Annotated in this window: 13 protein-coding genes and 2 pseudogenes; 12 read left to right on the top strand and 3 right to left on the bottom strand. The window is 31.1% G+C overall.

Going from position 1 to position 14006, the window contains the following annotated elements:
* Positions 1 to 98 precede the first annotated feature (98 nt).
* Positions 99 to 521, bottom strand: a complete 423-nt coding sequence (locus COI44_RS15055) for a hypothetical protein (RefSeq protein WP_098428694.1) — start codon at positions 519 to 521, stop codon at positions 99 to 101.
* Between the two features lie 383 nt (positions 522 to 904).
* On the opposite strand from COI44_RS15055, the gene COI44_RS15050 reads away from it, so the two are divergent.
* From COI44_RS15050 to COI44_RS15030, 5 genes and pseudogenes are all read left to right on the top strand, one after another.
* Entirely contained in the window at positions 905 to 2359 is a 1455-nt protein-coding gene (locus COI44_RS15050; RefSeq protein ID WP_098428693.1) for an NAD(P)/FAD-dependent oxidoreductase, read from the top strand.
* Positions 2360 to 2722: 363 nt separating this feature from the next.
* Positions 2723 to 3055, top strand: a pseudogene (locus COI44_RS15045) (sugar O-acetyltransferase); the annotation flags it as partial.
* 43 nt (positions 3056 to 3098) lie between these two features.
* Positions 3099 to 3608, top strand: a complete 510-nt coding sequence (locus COI44_RS15040) for a cysteine hydrolase family protein (protein ID WP_098428691.1) — start codon at positions 3099 to 3101, stop codon at positions 3606 to 3608.
* A 142-nt stretch (positions 3609 to 3750) separates the two neighbouring features.
* Complete coding sequence (locus COI44_RS15035; protein ID WP_098428690.1) at positions 3751 to 4221, top strand: hypothetical protein; 471 nt, start codon at positions 3751 to 3753, stop codon at positions 4219 to 4221.
* Positions 4222 to 4351: 130 nt separating this feature from the next.
* Positions 4352 to 4774 carry a VOC family protein gene (locus COI44_RS15030; RefSeq protein WP_098428689.1) on the top strand — a complete coding sequence of 141 codons (423 nt, stop codon included), beginning with the start codon at positions 4352 to 4354 and terminating at the stop codon, positions 4772 to 4774.
* Between the two features lie 608 nt (positions 4775 to 5382).
* Here COI44_RS15030 and COI44_RS15025 read toward each other — a convergent pair.
* Together COI44_RS15025 and COI44_RS15020 are read right to left on the bottom strand one after the other, a co-directional pair.
* Complete coding sequence (locus COI44_RS15025) at positions 5383 to 6066, bottom strand: DUF554 domain-containing protein (RefSeq protein ID WP_098428688.1); 684 nt, start codon at positions 6064 to 6066, stop codon at positions 5383 to 5385.
* A gap of 88 nt (positions 6067 to 6154) precedes the next feature.
* Positions 6155 to 6967, bottom strand: a complete 813-nt coding sequence (locus tag COI44_RS15020; RefSeq protein WP_098428687.1) for a MerR family transcriptional regulator — start codon at positions 6965 to 6967, stop codon at positions 6155 to 6157.
* Positions 6968 to 7204: 237 nt separating this feature from the next.
* On the opposite strand from COI44_RS15020, the gene COI44_RS15015 reads away from it, so the two are divergent.
* The 7 genes and pseudogenes from COI44_RS15015 (at position 7205) to COI44_RS14985 (ending at position 13818) form a co-directional block, all read left to right on the top strand.
* Positions 7205 to 7753 (top strand): histidine phosphatase family protein, encoded by a 549-nt coding sequence (locus COI44_RS15015; protein WP_098428686.1) that lies wholly within the window; start codon positions 7205 to 7207, stop codon positions 7751 to 7753.
* A gap of 521 nt (positions 7754 to 8274) precedes the next feature.
* Positions 8275 to 9051, top strand: a pseudogene (locus COI44_RS15010) (endospore germination permease); the annotation flags it as partial.
* Positions 9052 to 9298: 247 nt separating this feature from the next.
* Complete coding sequence (locus COI44_RS15005) at positions 9299 to 10090, top strand: PhzF family phenazine biosynthesis protein (protein ID WP_098428684.1); 792 nt, start codon at positions 9299 to 9301, stop codon at positions 10088 to 10090.
* Between the two features lie 1504 nt (positions 10091 to 11594).
* A complete protein-coding gene (locus tag COI44_RS15000) occupies positions 11595 to 12134 on the top strand; it encodes a PepSY-associated TM helix domain-containing protein (protein WP_098428683.1) in 540 nt (179 codons plus the stop codon).
* 168 nt (positions 12135 to 12302) lie between these two features.
* Positions 12303 to 12689, top strand: a complete 387-nt coding sequence (locus COI44_RS14995; RefSeq protein WP_098428682.1) for a hypothetical protein — start codon at positions 12303 to 12305, stop codon at positions 12687 to 12689.
* An 85-nt stretch (positions 12690 to 12774) separates the two neighbouring features.
* Complete coding sequence (locus COI44_RS14990) at positions 12775 to 13020, top strand: cytoplasmic protein (protein ID WP_098428681.1); 246 nt, start codon at positions 12775 to 12777, stop codon at positions 13018 to 13020.
* A gap of 165 nt (positions 13021 to 13185) precedes the next feature.
* Positions 13186 to 13818, top strand: a complete 633-nt coding sequence (locus COI44_RS14985; RefSeq protein WP_098428680.1) for a LysE family translocator — start codon at positions 13186 to 13188, stop codon at positions 13816 to 13818.
* The last annotated feature ends 188 nt before the right edge of the window (positions 13819 to 14006 follow it).

The raw sequence follows: 14006 nt of genomic DNA, 5'->3' as shown, positions 1-14006 counted from the left end.
ATGGAATTTCTGTGGGATTTATTTATTTTATATTTTTCATTTTGAAGAAGCGTACATTAAATGTGAATTTTTAAGTAGAAAAAAATGATTTTATATGACTATGAAAGGAATATTTCCCCATCGCCAATTTCCTCTTGAATTCCCTCAGCTGCACCAATAAGTGCCAATGCGTTACCAACTAATTGAATTGAATCAGAAAGCACGATTTTTCTTTGTAACTCAAGTAAATCTTTCTTATCTGAAGTGAACAATTGCTTAGAAACGTAAAAAGCTACAGATAATTGACCAGCTGTACCAATCCACATTCCCGATATAATATCTCTTTTCCCTTGAAAGATTGGATCTTTGTCGATTGAATATAATTTTGATAATGTAATCGTTTCATATAATTGAGCAACTGCCTTTACCCATGAAGCAGCAACAATTTGTCTTTCAAGACTTACTTGTAATCCGTCATCTTCTATATTAGTTTTCTGATTTTGGTCTTTCCCTTCCTTTTCCTTGATATTTTCTTCTAGCATCTTTTCCATCTCCAATATAAAATATCTGTTATTTATATAACTATTCAACTTGGTGTGATTGTGATTCTATCTAATAGGATATTTTCGTATTCTAATCATTAACTTTTAGTTAATTTAGTATGGAATCAACAAATTGTTAAATTATAAATAGTCTGATGTCAATTAATTAATATTCAAGTTTGAATTGTCTAATATTGGATAAAAAAAGCTAATTGATAGTGGTGATTTCCAATGAAAAGGTTTCACTTTGTTTATAAACGAATAATTTTTGGGGAAAATACAAAAAATGTTCGTGTTTTACTTGAAACGCATTCTGATTGATGGTATTCTATTTTAGGTTGATCAAATGAAATAATTTAAACCTTATTTGGAGGTATATATAGATGTATGATGTGATCGTTGTTGGAGCAGGACCTGCTGGAATCTTTACTTGTTATGAATTAACTTTAAAAATGCCTAATGCTAAAGTACTACTTGTTGATAAAGGACATGATATATTCGCAAGACATTGCCCGATTTTACAAAAGAAAATTGAAAAATGTCCGCCAGCTGCAGGTAAAAAAGAATTTTCGGGTTGCTTACCAGCTTGCTCAATTACAAATGGTTTTGGTGGTGCTGGAGCATATTCAGATGGAAAATTTAATATTACAAGCGAATTTGGTGGATGGATGACAGATTACCTATCAGATTCACAGGTAGTTGAATTAATCAAATACGTTGATGAAATTAATCTAGAACATGGTGCGACTGAATCGATTACGGATCCTTTAACAGAAGAAGTTAGAGATATTGAACGCCGTGGTTATGCAGCTGGACTTAAATTATTACGTGCACAAGTTCGTCATTTAGGAACAGAACAAAATTTAGAAATTCTAAAAAGTATTTATGAGTATTTAAAAACGAAAATTGATATGAAGTATAAAACTGAAGTAGAGGACTTACTAACTGAAAAGGTTGAAGGTACTCATATCATAAAGGGAATTAGATTAAAAAAAGGTGAAGAATTACATGCTGAGAAAGTTGTAATTGTACCTGGTCGTGATGGCTCAAAATGGTTAACTGATGTTATGAAAAAACGTCGTTTAAAAATGTCAACGAATCAAGTTGATATTGGTGTTCGTGTTGAGACTTCAAACGTAGTAATGGAAGAGATTAACAAGCACTTATACGAAGGAAAATTTGTATTTAACACTAGCGTGGGCACAAAAGTCAGAACATTCTGTAGTAATCCGTCTGGACACGTAGTAGTTGAAAATCATTCAGGTATTATGACTGCTAATGGTCATGCTTATAAAGACCCTAAATTAGGAAGTCCAAACACAAACTTTGCCTTATTAGTATCGCATCAATTCGCAGAACCATTTGATAAACCAAATGAATATGCGCACGAGGTTTCACGCCTTGCAAACATGCTTTCACACGGTGGAGTAATCGTACAAAAATACGGAGATATTTTAAAAGGTCGCCGTTCAACTGAAAAACGTATTAAAGAAGGCTTTTTAGAACCAACTTTAAAAGAAGCAGTACCAGGTGACTTAGGACTAGTTTTACCATATAACACAATGAAAAGTTTAATTGAAATGGTAGAAGCTTTAAATCATGTAACTCCAGGTATCGCTGCAGAACATACACTTTTCTACGGGGTAGAAGCAAAATTCTATTCAGCTCGACCAAAGCTAAATGAACGCTTTGAAAGTGAAATCTCTGGATTATATCTAGGTGGAGATGGAGCAGGAGTTACTCGTGGTTTAGCTCAAGCAAGCGCATGTGGCGTATGGATCGCTCGTGATATCCTTACGAAAATCGGTAGCAAGGAAAAAGAATTAGTTACTGTTTAATACTTAATTTAACAAACCTCTAGTGCATTGGATAGCATTAGAGGTTTGTTTTATTACACTAAACCTTTGATAATTATTTTGGCATTTGGAATTAACGAGACTTTTTTTGAAGAGGTATAATTTAAATAAAAACTAAAAGGTTGAGATATCTTGAAATTAAAAGCTAAATATAAAACCTGGATTCGTATCTATAAACTGCTTATTGAACAAAAAAGTATTAGAAAATACGGTGATTTTGAGTGGAAGGAAATAAGATTTTACCAATTTAAAAAGAGTATGTAAATCACGATAAAACAAATTGTTGGATTTATTGAATTTGGTTGAGAAAGAAGGTTTAGCAGATTTTAGATCGAAGTGATTTATAACATACATGTAGGTGATCATTTTTATGCAGGTTATAATTATACAATCTTAGATATGGCAGAAGTGAAAATAGGAAATAACTGTATGATTGGTCCGAATGTAGGGATCTATACTGCTGGGCATTCGATTGAACCAAAGAATCGAAATAAGAGCGGATACGCGATTCCAATCCATATTGGAGACGATGTGTGGATTGGAGGTAGTTGTACTATTTTACCAGGCATTACGATTGGAGATAACTCAATTGTAGCTGCAGGTTCTGTAGTTACGAAAGATGTTCCTTCTAATACGATAGTGGCTGGCAACCCTGCGAAAGTTATTAAAAGTATATAAAATGAAATTTGAATACAATACAAATCTAAATGAGGTGAAAATCATGGTTACTTGTGCAGATGTTTTAATTGTTATCGATTTGCAAAATGGTGTATGTTACAGCGGTGAGTATTTATTTGAATTACAAAATTTAATCAGTAAAGTAAATAAAAGAATCTCATTATATCGAGAATTAAGTAAACCTATTATTTTTGTTCAACATTGTGATGAAGAATTAGTACCTGGAGATGATCTTTGGGCTATTAATGCTAATCTAGATGTTCTGGAACAAGATTTTTTCATAAATAAAATACATGCAAATTCTTTTTTCAAAACAAACTTAAAAAATCTTTTAGATCAATTAGCAGTACATAGAATAGAATTTTGCGGCGCCCAAACTGAATATTGTATGGATGCTACAATTAAATTTGCACATGGAATAGGTTACGAAAACTTCATGGTAATCGGAGCAACCTCTACATTAAATAATCCATTCATGTCTGCAAAAGAGACAATTGATTTTTATGAAAAAATGTGGAACCATAGATTTTTAAATTTTATAGAAGAAACATAAAATAGAGGGAAAATAAAAGGGATACTTTAGCTAAAAATTAACTAATCCAGATTAAAGTGGCAGATGAGAAATACTCTCTAGGACTATTTAAAAATCTAGTGAATATAATTTAGTAGATTTGAATAGAAGTGGGGGGATATAAATGAAAAGAGTTGCATTTTGCATCTTCTGTTTCTTTTTGTTGTTTTTATCTAATGTCTCAACCTCAAATGCAACATCGCGCTATTTAGATCAAATAGATAAGAATAATCGTAAGGAAGTTAATTATTATGTTAAGAAATCAACGGTGATTGTCGAACAAAAAGAATTTAGTTTAACAAATAAGGAAAAAAACACAAACGAAAATGTAGTGGCTATTGCTGCAAAATACGATACTGTAAGAGATCGTTTCTTTAAAACAGCAAATTATGATACGTATTTACTGGATGAAAAAACAGGAGAAATACTAGATCCAGGAAAATTTGATTCATCGAAAATATATGATGGATTCATAAATCAACATAAAAATGATGGAGAAAATGATTTTAGATGGAAAAATTCATTAATCGTTTTGGCATTAATATTTATTACAATCATAATCATTCCAATTATTGCTTCTAAATTAAATGATTAATACGAAGGCTGTTTCGGCAGTCTTTTTATTAGGCTAAATAGATGATTAGTTTAAGAAGGTATATTATTAGATTGAAATATAGATCAACTAGTAGTACTTTTAATAGAAAACATGTTAGGAGAAAAAGAAATTGATTCAGTCAATCGTTCATATTGCATTAGTCGTAAAGGATTATGATGAGGCAATTGAATTTTATACGAAAAAACTTCATTTTAATTTAATTGAAGATACATATCAGCCTGAACAGAATAAGAGATGGGTAGTTGTAAGTCCACCTGGTTCTTCTGGAACGACTATTCTACTTGCAAAGGCATCGAAACAAGAGCAAGAGCCATTCATTGGCAATCAAGCTGGTGGTCGAGTTTTTCTATTTTTAGGAACGGATGATTTCTGGAGAGATTATGACGAGATGATTTCAAAAGGAATTGAGTTTGTAAGAGTACCGAAAGTAGAAGATTATGGTACGGTTGCGGTATTTAAGGATTTATACGGAAATTTATGGGACTTAATACAATTCAGTGACGATCATCCGCTTGCAAAAAGAATAAAATAAAATAAAAACTTTAAAAATTGTCGGTTTAAAAAGTTTGAATAAACAGATAATTATCCATTACAAAAATAATCTCAGTTGATATAATTATTTTACATAAGATTATAGGCTTTATGGATATGTCTAGCTTTTAGTATACGAAAAAAAAGGATTTAAAAAATATAACGGTTTACACCTTCAGTTTGTTCCTTCTTAAGAACAAAGATGGTATTAAGCCTGTTTAGGAGGCTGAGACGGGTAAAGTTATTATATACAATGTGAATTTATTTTGAGCGAATGAAGCACTTTTATAGAATTATTTTGACTGGGATTGTTAAATGGGGAGAATGATTGAATGTTAATGGTACTTGTAGGAATTGGCTGTGTTGCATTTATTATCATTTGCGGTTGGATAATTAAAAAGCTGGATAAATAAAATTTAAACTTAAGTTTTTGATTATAAACTTATTTATAGACAGATAAATACATAAGAGTAATTGGAGTTTAAATTAACTCCAATTTTTTTTGTTTCGGGATACTTTGATAAGATTAAATTAGTGATTTTTATATAGAGATTAGGCGAACCTTCATTTTGTGAGGTTCCCTAATCTCCTTAACTAATTTCCCAAACATTATAAATGGAATAAATGCATAAATAAAAATACAATAGGAGGAATCAGTAATGATGGTAGAAGATTTAAAGTATTACACTTCTTAATCCCCAATATACTTAGGCCTGACGCTATAATTAATATACCACCTACAATCGTCACTTCATTAAGAAGATCATTGTTTAAGGAATTCTTCATTAGTATTGCAATTAAATAGATGGATCCCTGCCATGTAAATAAAGCGATGCCAGCAAAAATAATTCCGATCCCAAAAGTGGATGCTAAAACAATCGAAGTAATGCCATCCAATGTACCATTTGCAAGGAGATACGTATAATCCCCCTTTAAGGCTGCTTCTACTGGTCCTAAAATCGATAGTGTTCCAATACAAAATAATAAAATAGCGGTTGATAATCCTTCAGCCAAATTACCTTTAGAATATTTATTAACTAAATTATTAAATCTTGATTCCAATTTGAGCTTTTGCCCAATTAATCCACCTATGGCTAAACTTACAATAAAAAGCACTGGATATTTGCTGGAAGGCAAATGTTGTACTAGTGAGTTTATCCCTAATCCTAAAGCTACTAATCCCATCGCCTGCATAAGGATTTCATGATATTCTTCTTTTATCCCTTTTTTAAAGATGCTTCCGATCAAGCTCCCGACTATAATCATCAATGTGTTAAAAATCGTGCCATACATAATTCCATTTCTCCTTTTATTAATAGTATATTAATAAAAAATAAACCCTCTAGTAACTAGAGGGTCAAGTGTGTTTTTATCATTAAGTTTACTCGTAAGGTAATAAAATTTCCGTGACATGCTTTTCTTCATCGTTTGTAAAACCATAATCAATAAGTGTAATTTCAAAAGAATCGTCTAACAGTTCATAATTGTGTTTTTTCAAATAGGTCAACAATTTCTTATAATAACCAACAGCATCAATGTGTGTACCTTTAAATCGAACTCTCAAATAGTCTCTTGATGGAATAAGAATGGAGGTTGGAGGTATCTGATCACCATCTTCAAGTATCATGAAAATACTAGAATATTTATCAAAAACATTATTTTTCAGATTAGTAGCTGAGATCGAGATTCCGATTTTCCCTAAAAAAATTTCTTCATTAATTCCAAAACTGTTCCTTAATTCTGTAATAGGTAATTCAATATCATCGCCTATAACGTAATCATGGCGTAAATATGCTACATGCATTTCGGGAAGTCTTATTTCCGATATTTTATCTAAAGGTGTATTAACAGCATCTTCAATTTGCAATAGACGGCGTGATATTTTAGTTTCAATAATCTCCAATTCTTTCTTTTTTTGGGCAACTTCATCTTTTTGTTTTTTTAACATTTCAACAAGAGCATCAATTTCGCGATAATTAAAAAAATCTATAATTTCGTTTATTGGTAAATCTAAAGCCCTCAAATATTTGATTGAATTCAACCTTTCAAACTGCTGTGTTGAATAATATCTATAGTTGGTCTTTTTATCGATAAATTCCGGACGTAAGAGACCAATCTGATCATAATACCTAAGAGTCGCAATTTTGACTTGGAATAATTTTGATACTTCACCAATTGTAAAATACTCTTTCATTTCTTAAAAACTCCCCTATTTGCCAACCTCAAACTTTTGATCAATGTAATTACTTTCCCAAAGGATTGTTGTAATTAAAATAATACATTCAATTCAGATTGTCATCAATTAATAAAAACTGTTCATTATTGAAATAGAATTCAATTATCAAAATTAGGAAGGTTAATGATAATATAAGAAAAAAGAGAGAAAATTAGTAAAAATTCAATCAATTAATGAAAAGTAGGAGCAGATAAAATGGATAAAGAGATTTATTTAATTAGACACTGTGAAGCAGAAGGACAGCCATTTGAGGCGAATTTAACGAAGCGAGGTTTAATACAGGCTAAGCAATTGAGTGATTTTTTCTCAAAGATTAAAATTGACCAAATTGTTTCAAGCCCATTTTTACGCGCAATTCAATCGATCGAACCGACAAGTAATGAAAAGAAAATAGCTATTGTTCTCGATGAGCGACTGTCTGAACGTAAACTAAGCTCGATTGATTTACCTGACTGGCTTGAAAAATTAAAAGCAACTTTTGAAGATTTTGAATTGAAATTCGATGGCGGTGAATCAAGTCAAGAAGCCACTAATCGTGCAATAAGCGTAATAGATGAAATCATCAAAAGTGAAAATAAAATTACAATCGTTGTAACCCATGGGAATTTGATGTCTTTAATTATAAAACAGTTTAACAAAGAATTTGGTTTTGAGAAGTGGAAAAGTTTAAGCAATCCTGATATTTATCTTTTGAAGATTAAAAATAATGAGTTTGATTGTGAACGTTTGAGGCAAGTTGAATAAGTAAGTTGGTACCAATAAAATTTAATTCTCCTAAGCAAACAAAATTATAAATGCTACTAACTGCTTTGATAAGGCATTTGATCTAATTAAGTATGAGAAAATTCCTTACGATAAAAAATATATAGAAATAATTCAAGTTATAAGATAATAGAAAAGAAGATGCTATTAAATTGGTAGAAGGATAGACAATCTTATAATAAAAAATTCAAAAGATTACAACCTATGAGAGATAAATTTACTGACGTAATTTCATGGTTACTTATAAATAATTATTTGTTTATGCTATTGCAACTTAAGCATGCGAAAGTTAAAGATCAAGAGTCATAAAAGTGGCTCGTTTTTTATTGAACAAACTGGGAGGATAGTTTCTGAAGTGTATTAATGATAAATGAAAGAACCACATACTATTTACTTAGATTTTGATATAGATAATTACGTAGGAGGGTGACTTCAAAAATAATAAAAATATTCCAGAAGGATATACTATCTTGGTAACGAATTTGCTTTCTGGAGGAATGTACATGAAAAACCAAACTATCAACTTGCTTCAAATGTCATTTATCCTAATTGGTAGTACTGGACTTGTTAACCATGTCATTATCATTCCTATGGTTTTGGACGTTTCGGGCCGTGATTCTTGGATTACGATTTTGTTCTCAAGCGTTTCTTTACTATTCTTGATACCGATTCTCTACTTTATCCAGAAACGTATGAACGGAGTACAGTTATTTCTATGGCTTAAAGGGAATTTCGGAAGATTTATTACATATCCATTAATGGCTTTGATTATCCTATACCTATTTTCCTCGGGTGTCGTTCTTTTAAAGGAAACGTTAACCTTTTTATCGTTTTATCTCCCGATGACACCTAGAGTATTATTAGGTGCTACTTTTTCTATTATCTGTTTTTATAATGCAAAGCACGGAATTCAATCCATAGGCTTAACCGCGGGTATCCTTCTCCCAATTGTCATTCTTTTAGGTTTTTTTGTCATGACTGCGAATTTTCCGCATAAAGACTACTCTTTATTAAAACCATATATAGAATACGGTACTACTCCTGTTTTAAAAGGGATGATATATCCAATATCAGGATTTGTAGAGGTTGCTTTTATCCTATTTTTTCATCATCACTTAAATGAAAAAATAAAGTATACTACTTTGATTTGGATTGGAATCACTTTTGTAATCCTTACCCTTGGACCAACGATCGGGGCCATCACAGAGTTTGGTCCATTCGTGGCTGCTAAACAAAGATACCCAGCCTTTGAAGAATGGAGGCTGGTATCAATTGGTCGTTAGTTTCTAAAATTTGGGATAAGTAAGATTATTCCACCTCATTGTAATATAGATAAAAAAGAGTGAACTCACACCTCCATTTAGATCTTTTTGGTGCTTGTATAACTAACGCATTGCATTAGTTGGACAACAAGATCGGCTGTTTAGTCGATTTTTTTATTGAACAAAATGACAGGATAGTTGCATAAAAACTGTGATAGAAAGTAAGGTTTATAAAGGGAATTAGAATTTAGGGGTGGGGGCATATATGAATAGCGAATTTTATTTTATTAATGCTTTTTCTAAAGAAGAATTCAAGGGAAATCCTGCAGCAATAGTTTTCTTGAGAGAGAAAAGAACAGAAGAGTGGATGAAATCTTTTGCAAAAGAACTGAATCAACCTATCACAACTTTTATTACAATAAAAGATGCAAATAGCTATCAACTTAGATGGTTTACACCCACTGAAGAGATTGATTTATGCGGGCATGGTACATTAGGAGCTGCTCATATTCTGTGGAGTGAGGGTTTTATTTCATCAAAGTCAACAATTAACTTTTATACTCAATCAGGACTCCTTCGAACTGAGTTATTAGAAAAGCAAATAATTATAAGATTTAATTTAAAAGAAACAACTCAGAATGAAGTGACTGAGAAGTTAATAAGTGCAATTGACTTTCCTATAAAAGCTGCTGCTTGGGCAGAAGATCGGTACATTTTAGAATTGGAAAATCAGGATATGGTTCATAACGTAACGCCTAATTTGGAAGCAATAAGAGAACTAGAGGGTCCGGGAATAATTATTACTAGTCGTGGAACAGATAAGTACGACTTTGTATCAAGGTATTTTGCTCCTAAGATAGGAATTAATGAAGATTACGTAACTGGCTCTGCACACTGCGCATTAGCTTCATATTGGAGTGATATCTTAAATAAAAAAGAATTTATAGTATATCAAGATTCAGAGCGCGGGGGTGAAATGAAACTAGAGATAAAAGGAGAAAAAGTCGAGTTAATTGGAGAATGTGTAACTTTACTGAAAGGTGAGCTACATAATTAGTTTATCTTCCGTATAGGAGCTGTTTTTTAATAAGAATCGCTTTTCTTAATGAACTAACGTACTGCGTTAGTTGAAGAGTTATATGGGGATTTTTTCCAATTAAAGACGTATAACTATATCAATTGAAATTAATTTTTATATACTAATATTACATTTCTTGTTTTTCTTTTTTACCAATATCACCTATTTTTTAGAGAAACTTATCTTGTGAGTTTCTCTCTTTTTACAAGCTTGTTTGCCTTTGTCCAATATATAAATTAACCCAAAAACGAGAATCCTCCGGTAAGGATTCTCGTTTTTATTTTTCCCCAACGAACCCTAACGATCCTTCTATATCGTTTAAAAAAATTAGGACATTTCAAAAGTATTTCAGTATTATACTGTCGAGCAAAATCCAAACACTAAGAATTATGAAATAGTAAGGCGAAAATAATATAAGTAATTTAGAAACGATAGAAGGTGTTATTAAATGGAAGCTTTTGATCATCATTGCCAATTACTTTATCATTCGTAAGCATAATTACCCTTTGTATTTGGACAAATAAACAAAATAGTTTCCTATCCTCCACTAGGAGGTTGTTTTTTTGTCAATTATTTATCAAGTTGTTTAATCATCCATCCAGTAAATGTAACAAATAAAACAGCGCCAATCCATACTATTAAATTAATTAACATTTTATCATTCCTCAAATAGTAATAAATCTATATAAAAAAATATTATTACCAACGAACACTACAATATAAAAAAAGGATAATAAAAATTGGTAAATATCAACATTTAATTTTCCGGTAAAATATATTATATTGAGCACTTTCTTCTGGCTCAATGTCACCTATATTCTTCAAGAGAAAGACTCCTTCTTGAGGTTTCTCTTTTTTACTTCTAATCCTAATACAACTTACCCATGCGATTCTTCAAAAGAAGATCGCTTTTTCTTATTCAACAAAATGGCAGTTTAGCTGCATAAGGATTCGTATATTTTTGGGCTAATTTATACTAATTAAAGACACTTTTTACTTTAAGAACTAATTAATGCTATTAAATCAAGGTTTTAATAACCCAACTTTAATATTGAAGGAATGAGGAACATAATGTAGAAAATAACTATATGGAGTTAATTGGTAAAAAATAACAACGAGAGGAAGATATTGAGCTGGTAAAAATCTGCTTTATACTAGGTGCAATTTTTTTACTTATTTCAGGAATATTTATTGGAGCTTTTCAATTTCCTGACCAACAGCGAGTAGTAAAAGAGGACTTTTTCAAATTAGGACATTAAAATAAGTCTAAATTTTCTGTTTGGGCAGGAATTATTGGAGTTGGGACATTAGTTTATTATACATAATTTAACTAAAGCAATGCGCTAGTTACATAAGAATCAAAAAGATCTGGTAACATAGATCCTTTTTTTTATTGGTTATGAGAATGTTTATGTTAACTAGATTCGAACCATTATTTAACATTAAATATTAGTAATAAAAATTAAGATAAGGTGTGAGGAGAATGTCAAAATCTTTAAGGCTGTACCAATTTAGTCGAAAAGTACATAAATGGTCTGGATTAATTTTATCTTTGTTTTTTATGTTTATTGCAGTTACAGGGCTCATGCTAGTTTATATGATACCATTAGGAGTTGCAGATGAGTTAAAACTAGGGAAAGAGGCGAGTCCAAGTCAAGCAATAACTATGGATAAAGTCGTTTCAATTGCGACATCTCAAGGGCTCTCAGGTGCCAAATCGGTTGAAGATATTTTTAGGATAGAATATAGACCTGGTTTAAACATTTACCAGGTTCGCTTTAATAATAGCCAAGACGTTCAGATTGATGCAAGCACAGGTAAGGTTTTATCTAAAAACCCTGATTACTCGACTTTCATCATTACTTTACATGATGGATCCTTTTTTGGTAATTGGTATAGATACAGTATCCTAACAATGACTGGTTTATCCTTAGTACTGTTATCATTCTCAGGGTATTATATGGTGGGCTATCCAATTTATAAGCGTTTAAAGGCGAGAAAAAGAGAAAGTGTTGAATTATAATTTGTAGAAAAATTTGACGAGACAGGTTAGTTAAACAAAAAAAGAGTTGCTTTGGTGACTCTTTTTTTGTTTAACTAAATGGCAGGATAGTTCAATTAGGAAAGGGATATATGAGTGGAAAATTGAATTAATAGTAGTGTTTAAGCAGTATATTAGGAGGGAAATTTTGTGAGAAGATTATTCTTGTCCATTTGTTTATTAGTTATTTTAGTAGTTTTAACGTCCTGTCAAAAAAAAGAAGATGGAATGACTTTTGAGTCAATATATGCAGATAAAGATATAACTAAAATCGTTTACGGAAAAAATGGAAACTTTAAAGAATTAACTGACCTTGAGAATATTAATAAGTGGGTTAATAATGTCAGGAAGATTAAGTTTATTCGTGACGAAAATCAAGAAGACAGAGCTGTTCTTTTACTCTTTGACGAAGGATGCACAGTAAAGGCTTATCATAAAGATAAAGAAATTGGAGACTTTAAACTACTAAAATTAAAGGGCGAATACTACAAGAGTAATACTGAATTTGATGAGCAAGTAAAAACTTTATGCAAATAGAAATTTTGAATTTCCTTATGTAACTAACGCATGCGTTAGTTGATCAAGAATATAATATTTTTATATAAATCGAGGAGAAATTGGAATGGAGAATCAATATAAAGAAGCACATCGTTTTAGTAGTTACCATAGGAGAGAGTTAGAGAAGGACAGTATCTGTGGTTGTTTTTACTGTTTAAAAATTTATAGCCCTTCTGAAATTAATGAGTGGTGGGATAATGAAAAAACTGCAGTATGTCATAATTGTGGAATAGATTCTGTTATTGGAGAGAGTTCTGGGTTTCCAATTACAGAGCAGTTTTTAATTGGAATGAATAAAAAAATGTTTTAATATTTAATCTCTTATTCAACTAACTCTCGCGTTAGTTCAATAACCAAATCAGAAGTTTTTCCTTTTCATTTGGAAATTACCACAAAATAGAAAAAATAGTTTCAAAATCATACATGATACTGTAATATCGATAAGGGCACCTAAAAAAAGAAAGGGTGCATAAAAGTGTTTGGTATTATTCATTTCGAAGTATTTTTAATAACAGGAATTTTGTTAAATTTAATTCCAGGTGCAGATACGATGTATATCGTAGGTCGAAGTATTTCTCAAGGGAGAAAAGCTGGAGTATTTTCCGTTTTAGGAATCATTTCAGGCTCATTAATTCATACGCTTTTGGTTGCGTTTGGATTATCCCTTATACTATTAAAATCTGTTTTCTTATTTAATACGATTAAAATTATAGGTGTTATCTATTTGGTATACTTAGGGATACGTATGCTACTAGATAAATCAAAAGCTGCGTTTCGAGCAACCGAAGTTGATAAATTAAATATTCCCAAAGTATATGTGCAAGGTATTTTAACGAGCCTAACAAATCCCAAAGTATCTTTATTTTTTCTTTCGTTCCTTCCACAATTTATCGATACAAAGGCTTCTGGTCCGATTCCTTTTCTGATCTTAGGACTGACTTTTACAGTAACAGGGTTGTTATGGTGTTTATTTGTTGCTTATTTTTCTTCTTATGTAACAAAGAAACTAAGAGGAAACCAGAAAATTGGAATGGTTTTAAACAAAGTAACTGGAATAATCTTTATTGGTATGGGGATTAAGCTACTTCAAATAAAAGCTCCTAACTAAACTTTTAAAAAACTGAAGCCCCCTAAAATATATGAGTTTATGTCGAATAAAAATATAAAGAATTCCTTCAGAAACGATATCTGAAGGAATTTTTTATATTTTTTATGCAACTAACGCTTGCGTATGTTGAATAAAAAATCGGCTAAATAGTCGATTTTTTTATTGTCCTAAATGGCAGTTTAGTTGTG

The sequence above is a fragment of the Bacillus sp. AFS088145 genome, assembly GCF_002564465.1.
In the GTDB taxonomy this organism is placed as follows: domain Bacteria; phylum Bacillota; class Bacilli; order Bacillales; family Bacillaceae_G; genus Gottfriedia.
Note: the sequence above shows the minus strand (reverse complement) of the source record. Positions and strands in the feature narration are given on the sequence as shown.